This window comes from Burkholderia sp. MBR-1 (genome assembly GCF_013822785.1).
Lineage (GTDB): Bacteria > Pseudomonadota > Gammaproteobacteria > Burkholderiales > Burkholderiaceae > Burkholderia > Burkholderia vietnamiensis.
The window spans coordinates 836,044-856,263 of the sequence record NZ_CP053610.1 but is presented as its reverse complement, the minus strand read 5'-3'; the positions used below and the strand labels follow the sequence as shown (position 1 = coordinate 856,263).

Here is a 20,220-nt window from a genome sequence, read left to right as displayed (position 1 = left end):
TCGCGGCTTCCCGCACCCGAATCGAACGTCCCGCACGTACCGGAACGGTATCGCTCCCTCGCAGCTTTCCGGCACGACGCTCAGAACAACACGCTCGAGGCGGTATCCGGATCCTCCGGCGTGAAGACTACCCCACCGTCGCCGGATTCGTCGCGCATCCGGCGAGGTTCGGTCTCGTCGAGCAGAGGCACCCCGCCGCACTCATGGAATTCCGCGTGCGGAGACGCCGTCTCGATCGGCAAATCCGGCCGCCGCCGGGCCATTCTGATTTTCGAAGTCATGACATCCTCCGTACATCGGCAATCGTATCGTCGCGCGACCTCGCTCACGCGCGATCGGCGGCCTCGGGCAGCGGTTCCGCGCCCTCGCACACCTCGTCCGCAGGCTGCGGCGCATCGACCCGCTTGCGAAACAATCGGGACGTCACCCACAGCACCCACGCGCCCGGACCGCTGAGCATCACGGCCATGAACAACAGGATGTGCTGGATGCCTAGCACCGGCCCCACGCTCGCGGTCAACACGCCCGCGAGCGGATACGAGAGCCCGTTGATCAGATAGAACGGCCCGATCACTTTGCCGAGGTGCTCGCGCTCGATCGCACGTACGCGCAATGTCCGGTTGAACACGTTGTACCAAGCAGCCCCCGCCATCGCGCCGAGAAACGCGATCACATAAACCCAGACACCCTGCGCCAATCCCATGCATACGAGCCCGGTGCACATCAGCGCGAAGCCGCCTGCACCGAGCCGATAGATGCTCCAACTGCGGGTCAGCTTCGGAATCAGCAACAGGTTCAGCAGCCCGAGCACGCCCGCGCCAGTGTTCATCAAGCCGAATACACTGTCGGATGCGCGGAACACGCCCGTGACGAGATATGCGTTCGCGCTCGCCGCGATCGCAAACGCGAGGTTGATGGCGAAGTTCACCAACGCAAGCAACACAACCGGCCGGTTCGCGATCAGCAATCGCCATCCCAGAACCAGGTCGTGCCGGACCCGACCGTGAGCGGTGCCGCGCGGGCTCGCCGGAAGTTCGCGCCAGCACCACGCGGCCAGCGCGAATCCGGCCGCCGCGACGAGCAGGAGCGGGAGCTTACCCAGCCATTGCGCCAGCCCCGCCGCAAGGGCTGGACCGAGGGCCATCGCGAGCAATTCGACGTTCTGCACCAACGACTGCAAATCCGACAGCTTGCCGCCGTCCGCTAGCATCGGCACCGTCTTTTCCACCGACATCCGCACCGGCGCGATCAGCAGCGACAGGAAGACGCTGTTGACCATCAGCGCAATGATCGTGGCCGACGGCATCGCGAAGCAGGCTGCCACGGCAATCGTCAGGCAGGTCATCCGGACGCGATTTGCATACCGGAACAACCGGCGGCCGCCGAGCCGGTCCGCGAACAAGCCGGCGAACGGATAAGCGATCAACGCCGGCACCCATTCGACTGCATATGCAATGCCCGAATACGCGAGGCTTCCGGTCCGCTGATAAATGAGAAGCGGCACCGCAAACAGCACCGTCTGCTCGGCGATCAATCCAAGCATCAGTCCCGACGCGAACCAGCGCAGCGAAGCGGAGCGCGATTCACCGATCAATCGCCACCTCCATGCTCGAGGCGCTCACGTCGCGACGGAACCCTGGCCGCCGTCCTGACCGATGAACACCACACGTTTCACTCGCCTCTGATCCATCATTTCGTATCACTTATCTATATCCTTGATTTTAGATTCCTGACCGGCTTTCCGATCTGGTGCGGCCGAGCCGCGCCAGTCGCGCAACATCGTGTGATCATCAGATGACGAGCGCTGCCTTGTCTTCGCTCCCGGCCGTCCGCGCTTCATACTGGCGAATCAGGGGCAGCACGTGGTGACAGAATCGCCGCATCTCTCCACGCGTCGGCCAGCCGGACAGGATGAATTCGCTGACACCGGCCTGCTTGTATTCGAGCAGATACCGTGCGACCTCGTCGTAGCTGCCCACCACACACAGGGCCGGGCCTCCGCGATAGGCGACGGCGCCCGTCCACAGCATCGGTGACAACCAGCCACCGGACGCCTGCTCGGCAAGATCGAACGACTTTTTCACCGCCTCCGAATCGCACGTCTTCACGAATGCCTGAACCTGCTGACGATGGGCTTCATCCGAGTTCGCCATCATGGCGGCCACTTCTGCATGTGCCTCTTCCCGCGTTTCGCGAGCCAGCACGTGCATGCGGATGCCGACGCTGCGCCCGGCCTCCAGGGGCTCACGAGCAGCGACCGCGATGCCCTCCGGCGTGTCGCCGTAACGCAGCCAGCAGTCCCCCGATTCGATGGTGATGCGCTTGGCCAACGCGGACGCGCCGCTCAGATAGATTCGCGGTCGCTCGCCGTCCTTGAATGGCAGGCCGAGGCGCGCGCCGTCGAACCGGTAGTGGGTGCCTTCATGCGACACCGGCGTCTCGCCGCGCCAGAACCGATGCAGCACACCGAGATATTCGGACGTGCGCTCGTAGCGCGCGTCGTGCGCCAGATAGTCGCCGTAGTACGCCTGTTCCTCCGGAGAAATGCCGGCGACGATGTTCAGCGAGATCCGTTTGTTCGACATCCACGACAGCGTATTGACTGCCTGCGCGAATAGCGTCGGCGGCAGCAGTCCCGGGCGATAGGCCAGCATGAACGACAGTCTGCGCGTCTCGCGCGCGAGTGCGCCGATCAGCGGCAACGGCTCCGGCAGATGAAAACCGATTCCCATCAGCAGCGTATCGATCTGCATGTCCTCCGCTTCCTGCGCAAAGTCCACCAGACCGTCGAGATCGAGTTCATTCGCGAGGTCCCGCTCGGACGCCTTAGTATTGCCCGCTCCGCGCGGCGCGCACCAATGAATCTTCAGGGGTTGAAATACCCGCATCGTCGCCTCTCCCGATAGTCGAATCCGGCCTGTTGCCGTAGTGACCTTCAGCTTAGGAGTCGAGCAACGAATCGAGCAAGCCCGCACCGCGCCGACGAAGAAACTTTGACGGCACACCAATTTTTTGATCCATCGCTGACATTTACCGGCCGCAATAAGTTCTCACGAATGCGCTGCGATCCGTCGCGCTCGCCTACTCTCGTCAACACGTCGAGGCCGATATCGAAGACGTATCGCGATTCCGCACGAATATGCGCCGGCCGACATTCCCGTGTGTCATTGCTGTTGCATCCGTTCTCGCATCACCGCCCTCCGGCGCGACACGACGCGGCCGGCGACGGTCACGAATGTTCATCGAAGAAAATGGAGCCACGCTGATGTTGAACCTGAGAAACAAACGCGTCGTCGTCTTCGCCGAGGGCTGCTTCGGCCCTGTGACAAGCAAGGTGGCGACCTCTTACCTGCGCTATCGCCACAGCGAATGCGTCGCCGTCGTCGACAGCCGTTGTGCCGGAAAGGACGTGGGCGAGGTACTCGGATACGGCCACGGCATCCCGGTGCTCGACTCGCTGGAATCGGCATTGCAGTTCGATCCGGACATTTTCCTGATCGGTGTGGGCCTGTTCTCCAACGCATTGCCCGATGCATGGCGCGCGCAGATAGCGCTCGCACTCGCCCGCGGGCTCGACGTCGTCAGCGGTCTGCATTTCCGAATTGCGACCGATCCTGATTTCGCCGCACTTGCGTCGGAATCCGGCGCACGGATCTGGGATACGAAAGAGCCGCCCGATACGCTCGCGACCAGTGAAGGCAAGCTCGACGCGCTCGATCGCTTCATCGTCCATACCGTCGGCACCGATTGCCGGGTTGGCAAGAAAACCACCGCCATCGAGATCGCGGAAGCTGCACGACGACGAGGCATCAACGCAGGTTTCGTCGCTACCGGCCAGAGCGGTATCTATATTAGCGGCGCCGGTGTCGCGATCGATGCCGTCCCGTCCGACTTCGTCGCGGGTGTCACCGAATCGCTCGTACTCGAATCGGCGCGTCACCACGACTGGATCGTCGTCGAGGGACAGGGATCGATTTCCCATCCCGCCTACAGCGGCGTCACGCTGGGCCTGCTTCACGGTGCCATGCCGCAGGCCCTCGTGCTGTGCCACGAGGCGGGCCTTGCACATCACAAGGGCTGGGCGCATGCGCCGCTGCGTCCGCTACCCGAACTCGTCACGCTGTATGAACAGCTTGGCTCGTTTCTGCGACCGGCGAAGGTGGTCGGCGTCAGCGTCCATACAGGTGCGCTTCCGGCCGAGCAAGCCGCGCGCGCCATCGAGGAGATCGAATGGGAAACGGGCCTGCCTGCCGTCGACGTCATCCGCTCGGGTGCTGACCGACTCGTGGACGCACTGAGCGTCCACGACCGGACCCTTCAACGCCTGGCGGCCTGACCGGCCGCCGGCTTTCGTCGTCCCGCCTGCATCGTCGCGCCATCGTCAAACACAGGAAGCGATTCAAATGACCGAACAGTCCAGCCTGCTCCATGTCGAACCCATCCACTCGCTCAAGGGTTACGCCGTCACCCCTTCGTCCAAGCCCGAGACCCAGCGCGCGATACTCGCCGCGACTCTCGCCGACGGCACGTCGATCGTCCACAACGATCTGCGCTGTGTCGAGACCAGCGCGATGAAGCAAGCATGCCGCGCACTCGGCGCGCGCATCGACGAACACGCCGGATACCTCGAGATCCGCGGTGTCGGCGGCGCGCTGCATCTGGGCCAGCGCGTCGTCGACGCGATCGGCTCGGGGCTCGTGTTTCGCACGTTCACCGCGTTGACGAGTTTCGCCGACTCGCCTGCCATCATTACCGGCGACACCATTCTGCGCACGCGGGTGATGAAGCCGTTGTTCGACGCACTCGAGGAACTCGGCGCGCGTATCGAATGCATCGGCGAGGCCGGCAAGGCGCCGGTCGTCAACTGGGGAGGCGGGTTGCGCGGCGGACGCTGCACGGTCCCTGGCAACGTAAGTTCGCAGTTCATCACCGCAATCCTGTTCGCCGCGCCGCTCGCCGACAAGCCGGTCGAAATCGCGATCGAAGGCGAATTGCTGTCGATTTCCTACATCCGCCAGACGATCGCGACGTTGCGCCATTCGGGAATCCAGGTTGACGTTACCGACGACTTCTCGCTGATCCGCGTCCAGCCGGGCAACTATCAAGCCGCGGAGTACCGGATCGGCGGGGACTACACATCGTCGTCGTACCTGATCGGCGCCGCCGCGCTGTTCCCCGGCACCTTCGTGCTGGGCAACCTCGGCAGCGAGAGCCTGCAGGGCGAGCGCGCAATCATCGATGTCGTACAGGCGCTCGGCCTCTCCGTCCATTTCGACGACACGCGCAATGAGCTGACGCTCGTCAATTCCCACTCCCAGCTCACCGGCGACTACGAATTCGACGCCAGCGATTTCCCGAACATCGTACCGACGCTCGCCGCGATCGGCGCCTACGTGAAAGGAACGTTCCGCGTGGTCGGCGGCTCGATCACGCGGCTGCACAAGTCGCCTCGCATCAAGGCGATGGTTAGCGAGCTGGGCAAGATGGGCGTCGACATCAAGGGCCTCTTCAAGGACGGCGTCTACGACGGCTTCGAGATCCGCGGCACCGGCGAGCCGTATCCGGGCGGCGTCGACCTGTCGAGCTGGGGCGACCACCGGATCTTCATGTCGCTGTTCATCGCATCGCTGCGTGCGCGCCAGCCGAACCGGCTCGAGGGTTACCGCGACGTGAACTGCTCGTTCCCCGACTTCTTCACGCAGTTCGAGCATCTCGGTGCCGCCTATCGCGAAGTCGGGACCGGCGCGTCGCACGACGACGAGCGTTCGCTACTGCAGGCGGTCTGATCCCAACGGAGAATTGTCATGCTTACCAACCAGCAACTGGCGTTCTATGCGGAACATGGTTATCTCGTGATCGAAAAACTCTTCGATACCGACGAGGTTGTTCGCTCGCTCGCCGCGATCGACACGCTGCTGTCGCCCGCCAATCCCGAGAAGCCGTATGAATTCGAACCCGAGGACGGCGCAACCGTGCGCCGGATCTGGTCGCCGACGCAAAAGCATCCCGCATTCAAGGACATGGCGACTGCCCCGCGCCTGCTCGACTGCATCGAAGGGCTGATTGGCAAGAACGTGCTGTTCCACTACAGCAAGCTCAACATGAAGGGACCGAAAGTCGGCAGTGTCGTCGAATGGCACCAGGACTTCTCCTACTATCCGCACACCAACGCCGATCTCGTCACCGCGCTGATCTTTCTCGACGATGCAAGCGAAGCGAACGGCTGCCTGCGCGTCGTACCCGGGTCGCACCGGCGCGGCCTGCTGTCACACGAGGTCGATGGATTCTTCCGCGGCAAGGTCCACGACGTCGATGAAGCTCGGGCGGTCAGCATCGAGGTGCCAGCCGGCAGCGTCCTGTTCCTGCACTGCCTGACGCTCCATGCATCGGCGCGCAACGTATCGCAGCTGCCGCGCCGCACGTTCCTGCCCGCCTATCGGGCGGCCGATGCATTCCCGATTTACTTCGGACCGCACGCCGCACACAACGAACCGGGTGTAGAACTGTTGCGTGGACAACGTTCGAAAGTCGCGCGGGTCGACCAGGGCACGCATCTGCTGCCGCTCGCCGAACGCGAATTCGGGTCCCTGTACGAGGTGCAGGAAGGTTCTCACCTGCGCAAGGCACTGACGACCATGAAAACGTCCGGCTACGCAGTGACGGCAGCCTCGGGACGCTGAACACGGGAGATCCGATGGACTGGAACGCCTTTTTGGTTCCGGCGCTGCGCGGGCTTGCTCCGTACCGGCCGGGCATCACCGAGGAAAAACTGCGAGCAGAGCGAGGCTTGCACGATATCCACAAGTTCTCGAGCAACGAGTCGCCGTTCCCGCCGCCGCCCGGAGTGCTCGCCGCGATGCAACGCGCGCTCGATCAATCGAACCGCTATCCGGACAGCGGCGCGCTGCTCGACAAGCTTGCCCGGCACCAGCGGGTTCCGGCCGACATGCTGGCGCTCGGAAACGGCTCGATCGACGTCATCGCATCGCTGGTCCAGGCGTTCGTTCCGGCCGACCGCAACGTCGTGCTGTCCGAGTACGGCTACTGTGCGTATCCGCCGTTCGTCACCACCCAGAGCGCTGCGCTGCGCATCGCGGCAAGCGGGCCGGATTTCGGTCACGACGTCGATCGACTACTCGAACAGGTCGACTCGAACACGCGCATGCTGATCGTTGACAGTCCGACTAACCTATCCGGCCGCTCGCTCACGGCCGCGCAACTTGAGCATCTGATCGCACAGCTCCCGTCCAACGTGCTGCTCGTGCTCGACGAGGCCTACGCGGAATTCGCGGACGACGACGCGCCGCGCGATACCGGGCAGTTGCCGCTATCGCATCCGAACGTCGTCGTCACGCGCACATTCTCGAAAGCATACGGTCTCGCGGGGTTGCGCATCGGATACGCAATCGCCGCTGCGGGCCTGATCGACGCACTGTCGCGGATCCGACCGCCCTTTCCGGTCAGCCGCGTCGCGTTGGCGGGCGCCACGGCGGCGCTCGACGACGAAGCGCATCTGGCCCGTGTGGTCGAGACGACCGCGCGAGGCCGGGCACGTCTCGCTGCTGACCTGCGCACGCTCGGCGCGACGGTCGTCGACAGTTCCGCCAATTTCGTGCTCGCCGACTTCGGTCCGCACGCGGCGCATATCTACGATGCGCTGCTGTCGCACGGCTTCATCACGCGGCAAATGTCTGCCTATCGACTGCCGACGCATCTGCGCATCGCGATCGGCACGCCGGACGAGATCGACCGGCTGGTCGATCTCGTGCGTCGACTCGTCGGGGCACGGACCGGATCGGACGCCAATGGAGTACTCGCATGAACATTCTCATCATCAACAATCTCGCGCAATTCCCGGGCACCGGGCGGTGGGATTTCGACCTGGTGCGCTACGACGAATTCGTCGATCACAGGCAGCATCGGGTCAGCTATCTCGTCAACCGTCGCGGCCGCTCCGCCGTGACCGCCTCTGCCGACAGCTACCGGCTCTATGAGCTCGACCGGCTGGACGACATCGCCGCCTACCGCACGGTCATCGCCGAAATCGTCGGCGCGAGCGGCCCGATCGACCGACTCATCGTCTTTTCGGAGTCGCTTCAGGATCTGGCCGCGCAATTGCGCGCCGAGTTCGATATTCCAGGCAAGAAGCCGGATGAGAACCGGCTGGGACGCGACAAGCTATTGATGAAGCAGAAGGTTCAGGAAGCCGGGCTGCGCACGCCGCGCTACCGGTCCGTGACGTCGACGGAGGTGAGCGGCGCACTCACGTTTGCCGAACAGACGGGCTACCCACTGATCCTGAAGCCGATCGACGGCCAGTCGAGCCACGGTGTGCAGAAAATCTGCGATGCGGTGCAACTGCGCACCGCGATCGCCAACCTGCCGTCCGGCGGCGCGTGGGATCTCGAGGAGTTCGTGGCCGGCACGTTGATGCACGTCGACGGACTCGTCGATCGAAACGGTAACGTAACGCTCGTCGTACCGTCTCGCTACGTCAACACCTGCCTCGATTTCACGGCCGGCGCACCGCTCGGCGCGATCATGCTGGAGCCCGGCACCGCGCTGCACGCCTACGTATCGAAGTTCGCGACTCAATGCGTGACGGCGATCGGACTGCGCGCGTGCCCGTTCCACCTGGAACTCTTCCATACCACCGACGACGAGCTGGTTTTTCTGGAGGTCGGTGCCCGCGTCGGCGGTGCCGACGTGCCGTCGATGATTCACCGCGCGACCGGCATCAACCTGTTTCGTGAGTGGGTCAACATGAGTCTCGACCAACCGGCACAGCTGTATGCACCGACCGGCTCGGTGGGGGCGTGGCTGATGTTCCCGCGGCCGACCTGCCTGCCGCAGCGCGTGCGATCCGTCACGCGGTTCGACGGGCGGCTCGACAGTCTGTATCGGCAACTGGTGCCGAGCGACGGACAGCTGATCGAGCACGAGGATGGCTACTGCTCGCTCCAGTCCGGCCGCTTTCTGTTCGACTCGCCCTCCGGCACGCAGGTCGCGCGCGATGTCGCGCACGTGCTCGAAGCCTTCCGCATCGAAACCACCCAACCGTGAGCTCCGGATCATGAGTACGCCCGCCCTGCTTCTTTTCGCGCATCAGGCCCGCTCTTACGCAGCGCTGGTTCGCACATATACGGAGCGCCTGGGCATCGCGCTCGTCATCCTCAGTTCGCGCGCTCGCGATTCGCGCGACCTCGAACAGATTTCCGCCGTGGGTGCCGCCCGGCTCTGGCACGTCGACGACGATTATCTGAACGATGTGCACGTCGAGGAGACGATGGCGGAGGCACGGGCGGAGAGCTTCGCGATCGTCGCGACGCTCGCCACATTCGAAGGCTACCGATTACTGATGGCGCGCGCCAATCGCCTGCTGGGCGCCACGGACGCCGATCCCGACGCGCTGCGGGTCTGTATGGACAAATTGCAGTGCCGCACGCAGCTCAACGCGCTCAACCTGAGCGGAGCACGCGCTACGCTGCTCGACCACGCGACGCTCCCCGCGCTGCTTGCGAGCGATCGATCATTGTTCGTCAAACCACGTCGCGGCGCCGGTTCGTTCGCCTGCTTCCGGCTCGATGCCGGCTTGACGCTTGCTCGCCTCGACGCGCTGCGCGAGCAGATGCGTGCCGACCTCGCGTTTCGGGCGATCTTCGACGGGCAGTTCGATTTCATCGCCGAAGACTACATCGGCGGCGACGAGTATAGCTTCGAAGTCGTCGCGACCGATGCCCGCAGCTACGTCATCGGCGTACACGCGAAATACCTCGACGACGCTACCGGTACGACGCTCGAGATGGGCAACTCGCTGCCGGCACCCGCCCTGTCCGACGCGCAGCAGCGCGAAGGCGAGCAGTTCATCGAGCAATGCCTCGCCGCACTGCGCCTCAGCGACGGGTGCTACCACATCGAGACCCGCTTCGACGGGCGAGCCGGCCGGTGGGACATCATCGAGATCAACGCTCGCATGGGCGGCGCCCTGATCAATCAGAGCGTCGGCGTGTTCACCGGCGGCATCTCGATGCTGGAGCTTTGGGTGCAAGCACTCTGTACCGAACGAACCGCCGCCGGCGCGTGGCACCGGCGCCTGGACGCGCTGCGCGAAAGCACGCGGCGGCGGGCGGGCACGCTCAGCGACGGCACCGTGTTCTTCAGCCGATACGGCGAACGCAATCGCACGCTCGAAGTGCTGTCGATCGACCGGCTGACGCCCGCGCCGGACATCGTCGACATGCCGGTCCGGCCTCACACCCGTCTACCCGATTCCGAACGCGGCATCTTCATCCTGAACGCGCTTTGGAAGGTGCCCGTGTCCGACATCGCGACCCAGGTGCGCGCGCTCTCGGCGATGCTCGACGCGCAGCTCGTCGTTCGCTATTCCGACTCAGCAGTTACCGATGCAGAACCCACACCCCAGGAGAAATCATGAATCGCGTCCAGCATTGCGGCATCGACCATCCGATTCCCTTCTACTCGCTCGCAGACGGCGAAGCTGTCCGTAATCGACTCGATCGCTATCTCGACAAGAAAATGGCCGAATGGGCGGCAACCGTCCCCTACGCGAGCCATCTCGAAGGCAGCAAGCTCGATAGCCAGTGGTATCGCCGTCATACCATCGAGCACGTCTGGCGCATTCGTCTCAGCCGCTCCGCGCACGCCAAGGCTCTCCACGCGATCACGAAGATCTCTCCCGAGGCCGCGCAGCTGTATGCGGAATACCAGGCCGAGGAAATGAATCACGACACGCTGTTCAGGCAAGACTGCAAGGCACTCGGCGTAACCGACGAGGAGTTGTACGCGACCGAGCCATTCCTCGCGACGAGGCTGCTGCAGGGGTTTTTCTACTTCATCGCCGAACACGAGCATCCGATCGGCGTGGTCGCGTCCAGCTACCTGGTCGAATACACGACCGCGAAGCTCACGCCCCGCCAGATCAAGTCGATGAAGGAGACGCTCGGTGAGGACAAGATCAAGGGGCAACTCGCGCACATCAATACGGACGTCGGAGACGATCACGCGGGCGAGATGTGGCGCATCCTGCGCTACCTGATTCGCGAGGAGGCGGACGTCGACAAAGTGCTGCGCTATTTCGACGACATCCAGACCATTCTCGCGCTGTATTTCCGCGAGCTCTTCGAGGCCACAGTCGGCCACCGCGCGGCAGCCTGAGCCACTTTCGACGGAGCGGACATGCATACAGTCATCATCAGCACGACCGGCGAATCGTTCGCGCTGCCGCACGACGCGTATCTGTCGGACGCGGCGGAGCTTCAACTGGGCGGACTGACCTTCGGATGCCGCGCGGGAATGTGCGGCATTTGCGTGATCGAGGTACTGGCGGGCATGGACAATCTTTCGCATCCCGAAGACAAGGAAAGCACGTTTCTCGAATGGCTCGGTCACGACCACGGCGACAAGCGTCTTGCATGCCAGTGCCGGCTGCGCGGCGACGTAACGATTCGACAGTGTTGAGGTCTTGATCGCCATGTTCGATATCGTGATGCTGTCGGGCAGTCCCACCGAGCCGTCGCGCAGTCGGCACCTCCTCCGCATTGCGTCGGAGCGGCTGACTGCGCGCGGCCACCGGGTGCAGTGCATCGACATCCGGCATCTGCCGGCTGGTGCTCTGCTTCATGCCGACTGGAACGATCCCGCCATTCAGGCGGCGCTCGAGGCCGTGCAGCACGCGGCCGCCGTCATCGTCGCGACGCCGCTCTACAAAGCGTCCTATTCCGGTTTATTCAAGGCCTTCCTCGACCTGCTGCCGCAGGCGGCTTTCGCAAACAAGCCGGTGCTGCCGTTCGCGACCGGCGGCAGTCTCGCCCATCTGCTTGCACTCGACTATGCACTCAAACCGGTGCTCACCGCGCTCGGCGCGCGGCACGTGCTCGACAACGTGTTCGCCACCGAAGCCGACATCGCGCGCGTCGACGGCGAATACCGGATCGCAGCGCCGCTCGCGCAGCGCTTGCACGGCGCGGTGGAATCGCTGATGCACGTGCTCGACGAACGTGCGGCGCTTACCCGTCTCGGCACTCTCGCGGCGAGCGAACGAACGGAGATAGCCGTCAACCCGTAGCGGCGCAGTCGACGGATTCGCACATGCGAGCCGGTGTTACCGCTTCATGCACGTGCTCGCTCATCCCGACTCGCTCGCGGTCGTCCGCGGCCAGAACCTCGCGCGCGCGATTGACCAGTTCCTCGGACAGCGTCTCGCAGACCGGGGGGGCCGCGCGCCATCGATGCCAGTACAACGGCACAGGAAGCGGCATGTCGTGTCGCACGTCGACGAGCCGGCCGTCTTCGAGAAACGGCAGCACCGTCTGCTCCGGCAGCATGCCGTATCCCAGGCCGGACTGGATCGTCTTGAGCTGCGACGCGATCGACGGCAGCAAGTTTCTTCGATAGCGGCCGACGCTCACGCCGAATGCCGCCTCGAAATACCGTTCGAGCAGCGCCGTGCGTCTGCCGACCTCGACCGCCGGAGCCAACGATGCAGCGTGGAGATTGAAGCCTTTCTCGAAATGGCGCTCGATGAAGGCCGAACTCGCGACACATCGATAGATCATTGCGCCGAGCGGTACGGCAATGCAGCCCTGGACTGGCCTCGACACCGTCGACACGCTGCCGATGATTTCACCACGCGCCAGCGCCGGAAAGGCCGGGTCCGCATCGTCGACAACGACTTCCAGTTCGAGCACGTTGCGCTCGATAATCCGGTGCGCGACCCGGCCGAACCATGCATCGATTGAATACGCATCGACGCCGACCGCGAGTTGCATGCCGCCCCGATTGCCACGACGGTCGATCTGGCTGAACGTATCGGCTTCGAGCAGACGCACCGCCGTGGTGTGCTTGAACAGAACTTCGCCCACCGGCGTCAGTGCCAGCGGCTTGCTGCGGACCAGCAGGGCCGCCGCCAATGCATCCTCCAGCGCCTTGATGCGTTGCGAGATGGCGGCCCTCGTAATATTCAGCCGTTCCGCCGCACGCTCGAAACTCCTCGTTTCGACGACGACGGCAAAAGCTTCGAGTTGTTGTCGATCTAGCACTGAAATCCCCTACCAAACTTCAAGCAAGTGATCCGTCCGCTCAACAGCGCGCGCGGGACGAAGGATTGCCCTCTCGTATCGCGCACGAAGAGGGGTTGAGCACCGCGCACTTGCCGTTTCGCCGCGATGCGGCACGACGACCCGTCATGCCGGGGATTAATCCAGCGGACTTTCCGTTTACCGAGGACGATCTCCGGCGATTCGACAAGGAGGCGGTAAGCCAACCTCAAATGGGATTAAGAATATTTATTTGATGAGTAACCTGCATAATTTCAAGTCACGGAGCCCATCTTACGTCTTTTTAAAAATCGTATTCACTGGCAGTTTTAACAGCTCGCTCGAAGGCTAATGCCAAAGCAGGTTATATCCAGAATGAAGATGTTTCAATCGCACGACAACCGATTTCCGCTTTAATTGGAAACAATGCTCAATCCACGCGCCGCCAGACGGAAATCGGCACATCGCCATTCGGTCGCGGCGTTACGCGATAACTCAATTCATTCCCTTTCAATTCGTAATTCCTTTTCTGTTCCTGTCCTACCCAATTCGGGAACGACGAGTTTTTGATGTGAAACGTCAGCGTGCCCTCTGCCGGATCGATCGTGATTGAACCGTAATGCGTGCTTGATCCCAGCACTGCATCTCGATACTCGTCGGGCGTGCCCTTGCTTTTGTCATTCGACGAAAAGCGCGGCCGTTCCGATTTGAAGATCTGCAGCGAATAATTTCCGCTCGTGTCGATCAACAGCAAGCCCTTCGGATCGGCACCATAGTCGCGGCCACGCGTCCCATCGGGATGTTGAACGTCGGCGGCGACGAGTGTCCAGGTACCTGCGAGCGACGGCGCAGCGGACGCGCCGGCCGGAATGATCGATGCGGCCAGTAGCAAGCCAGGGATACCTTGTCTGAGTATCGAACCGATGTTCATGGTCACTCCTTAGATGAAAGATTTGAAAGACACACCGCCTATATCGGCAACGGAATCCGCATCCATCCCGGTCGGGGGAGATGGTCGAGTTGATGGTAGCTGCGAAAATGTGCGATAAATACGATAATTCGAAACGGACCCATAAGAGAAACGACATCATGACCGTTCCTAATCTCGACATGGACGCGCTGCGCACACTGCTCGCTGCCGACCGGCTCGGCAGCCTCAATCGCGCCGCGGACCGGATCGGCCGCTCGCAATCCGCGGTCAGCCAGCAGATGCGCAAGCTCGAAACGCAGATCGGCCAGCCGCTATTTCGTCGCCAGGGGCGCGGCCTCGTCCCGACGGAGGCGGGTGATCTGATGTTGTCGTATGCACGCCGCATCCTGGAATTGAATGACGAGGCCGTGCAAGCGATCCGCGGCTCGGCGATCGAAGGCGCGGTTCGCTTTGGTCTGCCCGGAGACTTCGCCGAATCGTGGCTGCCCACCGCGCTCGGCCAGTTCAAACGCACACATCCTGCGGTGCGCGTGGAAATCGTGGTCGAACGCAACGGACAATTGCTCGAGCGGCTCGACGCAGGCGAACTTGACGTCGTGCTCGCGATGGGTGCCGAAAGCCGTGCCGACGCCGAGCACCTGATCACCCTGCCGATGGCGTGGATCGGGCCGGCCGGCCTCGACATCCGTCCGCCATCCGGCAAGCCGCTCGATCTTGCGCTGTACAAGTCGCCCTGCATGTTCCGCAAGGCCGGCACGAGCGCGCTGGACAACGCAGGTATCCCGTGGCGACTTGCCTATACGACAGGCAGCCTGCAAAGCCTGTGGGCGGGCGTCGCGGGCGGGCTGGGGATCACGCTGAGGACGATGGCCGGCGTCCCGCCGACGCTACGCCGGCTGGGCGAACGGGACGGCCTGCCGCCGCTGCCGTCGGTCGAGCTGTGCATCCACTCGGGCGATCTCGACGCGTCGGCGGCGCTCGTCAGTCTGAAGCGCGTCGTGGTCGACAATCTGATCGCGAATCTTGCCGATGCACGACGTGCCGCGTAGCGCGATCGCAACCCTAGCCCACAAAACCGTGCCACTTGGACCAGCAGGTCATGTCATGAAGCGGCTCAGTCGCGGCGCGGCACCAACAACCTGTCGCACCGCGACTGCAACCACCGCCCATAAGGCGCGCAGCAGCCCCGTTCCACGCTCCGCCCCAGCGACTCCCCAACAGCCTATCGCTTGTTTTCGCCGAATACAGGCTACGATTTGTATCTTGCAAATACATTCGATAGACTGTATTTACCCATTACAAGCGATCGCCTGTCATTCCGCGGAGAGCCCATGGCATTCCCTGTCCAGACCTTGCCCCAATTGCGCCCGATCCTCGTCGGCTTCCGAAAGGCAGCTGGGCTCACGCAGGCGCAACTCGCGGCCCGCCTCGGCGTCACGCAGCAGTCGTACGCGCAGCTCGAGGCCAATCCCTCGGCAGTCAGTATGGAACGGCTTTTCAAGGTGCTGAATGTGCTCGGCGTGCGCGTGACGCTCGAGCCCGGCGACGCTGCGGCGCCCGCACCTTCCGCGTCCGCGCCCGAGCAGACATCGCCGCCGTCTCGGCGTAGCTCGTCCGGCTCGTCAAACCGGTCCGCTCAGCCCGCCCCGGCGCCGGCCGCCGCGAAAGCCACGCGTGCGGCCACCCGCAAGCAGCCCGCCGCGGCCGCACCGCGCAAAGCGCGTGACGCCGGCCGCGAGGACTGGTGACGATGGTTCGCCGCCCCCGCCACGACCGTCTCGACCTGTGGATGAACGGCATTCCGGTCGGTTATTGGGAAATTCGACGCGGCGTCGAACGCCTCGTCTACCTGCCCACCTGGATCGACGATCCGCAGGGTCGGCCGCTGTCCCTGTCGCTGCCATTCACGCCGGGCAACCAGCCGCATCAGGGCGCGACCGTCGCCGACTACTTCGACAACCTGCTGCCCGACAGCCAGCCGATCCGCCGCCGCATCGCGCAGCGTTATCGGCTGGCGTCCACGGCGCCGTTCGAACTGCTCGCGTCGATCGGCCGTGACTGCGTCGGCGCGCTGCAATTGCTGCCGCCCGACGAGACGCCGCTGGACCTCGAATCGATCGACGGCACGGTGCTCGACGAAGCGGCCGTGGCCGGCGTGCTGCGCGACGCGACCGCCGCGCCGCTGCCGGGCCATGCCGAATCGGGCGACGAACTGCGCCTGTCGATCGCCGGCGCGCAGGAAAAAACCGCGCTGCTGCGTCACGGCAACCGCTGGATGCTGCCGTCGGGCAGCACGCCCACCACTCATATCTTCAAGCTGCCGCTGGGCCGCGTCGGCAACATGCAGGCCGACATGCGGACGTCGGTCGAAAATGAATGGCTGTGCTCGAAGATCGTCGCCGCTTACGGCTTGCCGGTGGCCGCCTGCGACATCGGCCGGTTCGACGATCAGAAGGCGCTGGTGGTCGAGCGCTTCGATCGCAGGCCGTCCCGCGACCGCACATGGATCCTGCGGCTGCCGCAAGAGGACATGTGCCAGGCTACCGGCACGCCGTCGGGCATGAAATACGAATCCGACGGCGGTCCGGGCATCGCGGCGATCATGGGCATCCTCGCGAATTCCGCCGCCGCGCAGGACCGGATGAACTTCTTCGTCACGCAGCTGGTGTTCTGGGTGCTCGCGGCCATCGACGGCCACGCGAAGAACTTCAGCATCGCGCACTTGCCGGGGAACACGTATCGCAGCACGCCGCTGTACGACGTGTTGTCCGCGCATCCGATCATCGGGACGCGCCGCAACCAGCTGTCGCCGCGGCGCGCACGGCTCGCGATGGCCGTGTGCGGGAAGAATCGCCATTACGTGATCGGCGACATCCGGCCGCGTCACTGGATCGCGCAAGGCAGCCGCGTCGGGCTGACCGAGGACGACGTGCGCGCAGCCATGGCCGACGTGGCGGCACGCACGGAAGCGGTGATCGCCGACGTCGCGTCGCACATTCCGGCGGATTTCCCGATGGATGTGGCCGACGCGATCTTCGACGGGATGCGCGCTCAGGCGCGCAAGCTGCAGGCGGCCGACTAGGCCGCCTGCACACCACGCAGCGTGCGCAGAATACGTCCGCACCCGTGGTCCGCACGATGGTCGCCGCCGTGCTCATGCAGCTGCGTGCCCGGCACGGAGCCCGTCGTACTCGATCCTGCGCTCCGCCGAGCGGCGATCGGGACCACGGCCGCCACTGCGCAACCGCACGACCGGCGCCCGACCAATGCAATGCGCGAACGGCTCGAAGCGGCATGCCGCCGCGTACTCGCGTCCGGCACTCGCTGAAAGCACCGCCGCGGCTGCCGCCCTGCTTGCGGCGGCCGCGCCTAAGCAATCCGCGGTACCGCTCAGCCGGCGTCGCGGGCGCGAGCCAGCGCGGCGAGGTTTCCTTCGCCGAACCCGTGATGCCCCTGACGCTGCACGATCTCGAAGAAGATCTCGCCGGGCCGGCGCTTGACGAAGGTCTGGAAGAACAGGCGCGGCACGCCGTCGGCGCCGATTTCGCCGTCGACCAGCACCGCGCAGCGGCGCAACGCGTCGAGATCGACGCCGTGCCCCGGCAGTCGCGCATCGACTTCGTCGTAATAGCGCGCAGGCGGCTCGACGAAGTCGACGCCGTTCGCGCGCAGCGCATCGACGCTCGCGACGATATCGTCGGTCGCGAGCGCGATGTGCTGCACGCCCTCACCGGGATGATCGGGCAGATACGCGTGCATCAGCTCGGTGCGGCGCGTGCCCTCCTCGTAGACCGGAATCCGCACCGCGCCGCAGGGCGACACCATCACGCGCGATTCCTCCGACACGTGCCAGTGCGCGTCGATCTCGTGGATTTCGCGAAAGTGGAGCAGGTCGTGGTAGAAGTCGAGCCACTCGCGCATGCGCCCCGCGCCGACCGTCTGCGTGAAGTGGTCGACCTGTTGCAGCCCGGTGCCCTCGCAGTGGAGATCGGCGTGCGCGGTCGCGATGTCGATCGGCCGGAAATCGATGTCGAAGATCGAGATGTCGCCGACGCCGCCGCGCTGACCGTCGCGCCCGCGCCAGCGATCGACGAAGTACAGGTGCGAATCGCCGATGCCCTGGATCGCCGGAATCTTCAGTTCGCCGACGCCGACCCGCTCGCCCTCGAACGCCCACGCCCCCAGCTCGATCGCACGCTCGAACGCACGCCGGGCGCTTGCCACGCGCAGCCCGATCGCGCACACGCCCATCCCGTACTCCTCCGCATAGCGAGCGGCGAATGAATCGGGCTCCGCATTGATCAGGAACTGCATCTGTCCTTGCCGGTACAGTGTGACGTTCTTGCTGACATGGCGCGCGACAGCCTTGAACCCGAGTTGCTCGAAGCGCTGCGCGAGCGCGTCCGGCACCGGCGCCGCGAACTCGACGAATTCGAGTCCGGCCATCCCGAGCGGATTGGCGGCCGGATCGGCAACGGGCGGCGTATCGCTGGACAGTGGGTGAGAATTGCCGGGCATTCCAGTCTCCGGAGGCATGCGGTCGGTGAGTACGCCCGACCTGCGCGGCGCCCGCCGGCCGATGCGACGGCCGAGGTCCGCCCGAGTCGGGCAAGGTTTCGATGGTCGAGATTTTAACCAGATCGTTCACGGCGGCACACCCCGGCCGTTCGGCCAGCCGGTGGCGCGTCTAGTGCAAACCCGCAAAGCGTCCGATAATCGCACATTGAAGAACGATAATCGCGCAAATCTCCCGATCGGCCAATTGCCGCCGTGTGGCGCGCGCCCTATTCTCGGTTCACCCAATCATCTCAATGCAGCATCGGACGCGGCGCCGCCGCGAATCACGATGCGCGATGCCAGGAGACACCGTCGTGACCCCAACTTTCGACACCCTCGACACCGCTGCCGGCGAGCGCGCCCGCAGCCAGGCCCGCAAGGCGGCGATCGGCAGCTTTGTCGGCGCCGTCGTCGACTGGTACGACTTCCTGCTGTATGGAATCGTCGCCGCGCTGGTCTTCAATTCCGCGTTCTTCCCGAAGGTCAGCCCGACGATGGGCACGCTCGCGGCGTTCGCGACCTTCGGCGTCGGCTTCCTGTTCCGCCCGCTCGGCGGCGTCGTGTTCGGCCATTACGGCGACCGGCTCGGCCGCAAGCGGATGCTGGTGCTCACCGTGATGCTGATGGGGCTGTCGACCGTCGCGATCGGCCTGCTGCCCGGCTTCGCGACGATCGGCTGGTGGGCGCCGGTGCTGCTCGTGACGATGCGCGCGATCCAGGGCTTCGCGGTCGGCGGCGAATGGGGCGGCGCGGCGCTGATGGCCGTCGAAAGCGCACCGAAGCAGAAGAAGGCGTTCTACAGCAGCGGCGTGCAGGTCGGCTACGGCGTCGGGCTGGTGCTGGCCACGGGCATCGTGTCGATCCTGAGCCACACGCTCGGCGACGCCGCGTTCAAGTCGTGGGGCTGGCGGCTGCCGTTCCTGTTCAGCATCGTGCTGGTGCTGGTCGGACTGTGGGTGCGCAAGAGCATGGACGAGTCGCAGGAGTTCGTCGAGAAGGTCGAGCACGGCAACCGCAAGCTGCGTCTGCCGGTGCTCGAAGCGCTGACGCGCCATCCGAAGGCGTTCCTGCTGATCGTCGCGCTGCGGCTGGCCGAGCTGTTCACGATGTACATCGTCACCGCGTTCGCGCTCAGCTATTCGACGTCGAACCTCGGCATGTCGCGCGACCTGTTCCTGAACATCGGCCTGCTGGTCGGCACGGTGAGCTGCGTGACGATCCCGAGCTTCGCGTGGCTCGCCGATCGCTTCGGCCTGCGCCGCATCTATCTGACCGGCGCGCTGATCGGGCTCGCATCGGCGGTGCCGTTCTTCGTCGCGCTGGAGTCGCGCTCGGTCGCGTGGATCGTCGTGTTCTCGATCCTGCTCGCCAATGCCGCGCACGACATGGTGGTCAGCGTCCAGCAGCCGCTCTTCACCGAGCTGTTCGGCGCCGAGTACCGCTACAGCGGCGCGGGCGTCGGCTACCAGTTCGCGAGCGTCGTCGGCGGCGGCTTCACGCCGTTCATCGCGGTGGCGCTGGTCAGCTTCGCGGGCGGCGCGTGGCATCTCGTGGCCGGCTATCTCGCCGTGGGTTGCCTGATCTCGCTGGTCGTCGCCGCGCGGATGCGGGTCGCCCAATGACGCCATGAGCGTCATGGCCGGCCCGGCATCGGCCGGCCATATGGGCCCGGCCATG

General features: G+C 64.5%; 19 protein-coding genes. 13 read left to right on the top strand and 6 right to left on the bottom strand.

What is annotated here, in order from left to right:
• Positions 1–80: 80 nt before the first annotated feature.
• From MBR110_RS18615 to MBR110_RS18605, 3 genes are all read right to left on the bottom strand, one after another.
• Positions 81–281 carry a hypothetical protein gene (locus MBR110_RS18615; RefSeq protein ID WP_043292230.1) on the bottom strand — a complete coding sequence of 67 codons (201 nt, stop codon included), beginning with the start codon at positions 279–281 and terminating at the stop codon, positions 81–83.
• A gap of 44 nt (positions 282–325) precedes the next feature.
• The gene (locus MBR110_RS18610) at positions 326–1,543 is read right to left on the bottom strand and encodes an MFS transporter (RefSeq protein WP_224020179.1); all 1,218 of its coding nucleotides are present in this window, start codon (positions 1,541–1,543) and stop codon (positions 326–328) included.
• Positions 1,544–1,790: 247 nt separating this feature from the next.
• The gene (locus tag MBR110_RS18605) at positions 1,791–2,888 is read right to left on the bottom strand and encodes an LLM class flavin-dependent oxidoreductase (protein WP_011882222.1); all 1,098 of its coding nucleotides are present in this window, start codon (positions 2,886–2,888) and stop codon (positions 1,791–1,793) included.
• A gap of 347 nt (positions 2,889–3,235) precedes the next feature.
• Here MBR110_RS18605 and MBR110_RS18600 point away from each other — a divergent pair, with 347 nt between their 5' ends.
• The 9 genes from MBR110_RS18600 to ssuE all read left to right on the top strand — a co-directional run bounded on the left by MBR110_RS18600 (position 3,236) and on the right by ssuE (position 12,085).
• Positions 3,236–4,336, top strand: a complete 1,101-nt coding sequence (locus tag MBR110_RS18600; protein ID WP_014724886.1) for a DUF1611 domain-containing protein — start codon at positions 3,236–3,238, stop codon at positions 4,334–4,336.
• Positions 4,337–4,403: 67 nt separating this feature from the next.
• Positions 4,404–5,786 (top strand): 3-phosphoshikimate 1-carboxyvinyltransferase, encoded by a 1,383-nt coding sequence (gene aroA / locus MBR110_RS18595; RefSeq protein ID WP_046426531.1) that lies wholly within the window; start codon positions 4,404–4,406, stop codon positions 5,784–5,786.
• Between the two features lie 18 nt (positions 5,787–5,804).
• The gene (locus MBR110_RS18590; RefSeq protein ID WP_011882218.1) at positions 5,805–6,680 is read left to right on the top strand and encodes a phytanoyl-CoA dioxygenase family protein; all 876 of its coding nucleotides are present in this window, start codon (positions 5,805–5,807) and stop codon (positions 6,678–6,680) included.
• 14 nt (positions 6,681–6,694) lie between these two features.
• Positions 6,695–7,822 carry a histidinol-phosphate transaminase gene (gene hisC / locus MBR110_RS18585; RefSeq protein ID WP_014724888.1) on the top strand — a complete coding sequence of 376 codons (1,128 nt, stop codon included), beginning with the start codon at positions 6,695–6,697 and terminating at the stop codon, positions 7,820–7,822.
• Between the two features lie 62 nt (positions 7,823–7,884).
• Positions 7,885–9,063: an ATP-grasp domain-containing protein gene (locus MBR110_RS18580; protein ID WP_258569985.1), complete on the top strand. Its 1,179-nt coding sequence runs from the start codon at positions 7,885–7,887 to the stop codon at positions 9,061–9,063.
• Between the two features lie 10 nt (positions 9,064–9,073).
• Positions 9,074–10,435 carry an ATP-grasp domain-containing protein gene (locus MBR110_RS18575; protein WP_181709467.1) on the top strand — a complete coding sequence of 454 codons (1,362 nt, stop codon included), beginning with the start codon at positions 9,074–9,076 and terminating at the stop codon, positions 10,433–10,435.
• Complete coding sequence (locus MBR110_RS18570) at positions 10,432–11,175, top strand: iron-containing redox enzyme family protein (RefSeq protein ID WP_011882214.1); 744 nt, start codon at positions 10,432–10,434, stop codon at positions 11,173–11,175. Before MBR110_RS18575 ends, MBR110_RS18570 begins: the two co-directional genes overlap by 4 nt.
• Before the next feature lie 21 nt (positions 11,176–11,196).
• Entirely contained in the window at positions 11,197–11,478 is a 282-nt protein-coding gene (locus MBR110_RS18565; RefSeq protein WP_011882213.1) for a 2Fe-2S iron-sulfur cluster-binding protein, read from the top strand.
• Between the two features lie 13 nt (positions 11,479–11,491).
• A complete protein-coding gene (gene ssuE, locus MBR110_RS18560; protein WP_011882212.1) occupies positions 11,492–12,085 on the top strand; it encodes an NADPH-dependent FMN reductase in 594 nt (197 codons plus the stop codon).
• Here the strand turns inward: ssuE and MBR110_RS18555 are convergent.
• Both MBR110_RS18555 and MBR110_RS18550 read right to left on the bottom strand, forming a co-directional pair.
• Positions 12,075–13,058 carry an HTH-type transcriptional regulator ArgP gene (locus MBR110_RS18555; RefSeq protein ID WP_014724891.1) on the bottom strand — a complete coding sequence of 328 codons (984 nt, stop codon included), beginning with the start codon at positions 13,056–13,058 and terminating at the stop codon, positions 12,075–12,077. The two genes, ssuE and MBR110_RS18555, sit on opposite strands and share 11 nt — an antisense overlap.
• Before the next feature lie 427 nt (positions 13,059–13,485).
• A complete protein-coding gene (locus MBR110_RS18550) occupies positions 13,486–13,986 on the bottom strand; it encodes a lipocalin-like domain-containing protein (protein WP_034193539.1) in 501 nt (166 codons plus the stop codon).
• 158 nt (positions 13,987–14,144) lie between these two features.
• Here MBR110_RS18550 and MBR110_RS18545 point away from each other — a divergent pair, with 158 nt between their 5' ends.
• The 3 genes from MBR110_RS18545 to MBR110_RS18535 all read left to right on the top strand — a co-directional run bounded on the left by MBR110_RS18545 (position 14,145) and on the right by MBR110_RS18535 (position 17,068).
• Entirely contained in the window at positions 14,145–15,035 is an 891-nt protein-coding gene (locus tag MBR110_RS18545) for a LysR substrate-binding domain-containing protein (RefSeq protein WP_014724893.1), read from the top strand.
• Positions 15,036–15,317: 282 nt separating this feature from the next.
• The gene (locus MBR110_RS18540) at positions 15,318–15,734 is read left to right on the top strand and encodes a helix-turn-helix domain-containing protein (protein ID WP_014724894.1); all 417 of its coding nucleotides are present in this window, start codon (positions 15,318–15,320) and stop codon (positions 15,732–15,734) included.
• A gap of 2 nt (positions 15,735–15,736) precedes the next feature.
• A complete protein-coding gene (locus MBR110_RS18535) occupies positions 15,737–17,068 on the top strand; it encodes a type II toxin-antitoxin system HipA family toxin (protein WP_181709466.1) in 1,332 nt (443 codons plus the stop codon).
• A gap of 308 nt (positions 17,069–17,376) precedes the next feature.
• Here the strand turns inward: MBR110_RS18535 and MBR110_RS18530 are convergent, their stop codons facing one another.
• Positions 17,377–18,504, bottom strand: a complete 1,128-nt coding sequence (locus MBR110_RS18530; RefSeq protein WP_011882206.1) for a 4-hydroxyphenylpyruvate dioxygenase family protein — start codon at positions 18,502–18,504, stop codon at positions 17,377–17,379.
• 353 nt (positions 18,505–18,857) lie between these two features.
• Here MBR110_RS18530 and shiA point away from each other — a divergent pair, with 353 nt between their 5' ends.
• Positions 18,858–20,165, top strand: a complete 1,308-nt coding sequence (gene shiA / locus MBR110_RS18525) for a shikimate transporter (RefSeq protein WP_014724897.1) — start codon at positions 18,858–18,860, stop codon at positions 20,163–20,165.
• The last annotated feature ends 55 nt before the right edge of the window (positions 20,166–20,220 follow it).

Bases quoted from the DNA above. Each gene is read 5' to 3' on its own strand.
- MBR110_RS18550 (WP_034193539.1), bottom strand. From the start codon at position 13,986: ATGAACATCGGTTCGATACTCAGACAAGGTATCCCTGGCTTGCTACTG.
- hisC (WP_014724888.1), top strand. From the start codon at position 6,695: ATGGACTGGAACGCCTTTTTGGTTCCGGCGCTGCGCGGGCTTGCTCCG.
- MBR110_RS18610 (WP_224020179.1), bottom strand. From the start codon at position 1,543: ATGCTTGGATTGATCGCCGAGCAGACGGTGCTGTTTGCGGTGCCGCTT.
- MBR110_RS18605 (WP_011882222.1), bottom strand. From the start codon at position 2,888: ATGCGGGTATTTCAACCCCTGAAGATTCATTGGTGCGCGCCGCGCGGA.
- MBR110_RS18570 (WP_011882214.1), top strand. From the start codon at position 10,432: ATGAATCGCGTCCAGCATTGCGGCATCGACCATCCGATTCCCTTCTAC.
- MBR110_RS18575 (WP_181709467.1), top strand. From the start codon at position 9,074: ATGAGTACGCCCGCCCTGCTTCTTTTCGCGCATCAGGCCCGCTCTTAC.
- MBR110_RS18565 (WP_011882213.1), top strand. From the start codon at position 11,197: ATGCATACAGTCATCATCAGCACGACCGGCGAATCGTTCGCGCTGCCG.
- MBR110_RS18540 (WP_014724894.1), top strand. From the start codon at position 15,318: ATGGCATTCCCTGTCCAGACCTTGCCCCAATTGCGCCCGATCCTCGTC.
- MBR110_RS18535 (WP_181709466.1), top strand. From the start codon at position 15,737: ATGGTTCGCCGCCCCCGCCACGACCGTCTCGACCTGTGGATGAACGGC.
- ssuE (WP_011882212.1), top strand. From the start codon at position 11,492: ATGTTCGATATCGTGATGCTGTCGGGCAGTCCCACCGAGCCGTCGCGC.
- MBR110_RS18590 (WP_011882218.1), top strand. From the start codon at position 5,805: ATGCTTACCAACCAGCAACTGGCGTTCTATGCGGAACATGGTTATCTC.
- MBR110_RS18615 (WP_043292230.1), bottom strand. From the start codon at position 281: ATGACTTCGAAAATCAGAATGGCCCGGCGGCGGCCGGATTTGCCGATC.
- MBR110_RS18545 (WP_014724893.1), top strand. From the start codon at position 14,145: ATGACCGTTCCTAATCTCGACATGGACGCGCTGCGCACACTGCTCGCT.
- MBR110_RS18600 (WP_014724886.1), top strand. From the start codon at position 3,236: ATGTTCATCGAAGAAAATGGAGCCACGCTGATGTTGAACCTGAGAAAC.
- MBR110_RS18530 (WP_011882206.1), bottom strand. From the start codon at position 18,504: ATGCCCGGCAATTCTCACCCACTGTCCAGCGATACGCCGCCCGTTGCC.
- aroA (WP_046426531.1), top strand. From the start codon at position 4,404: ATGACCGAACAGTCCAGCCTGCTCCATGTCGAACCCATCCACTCGCTC.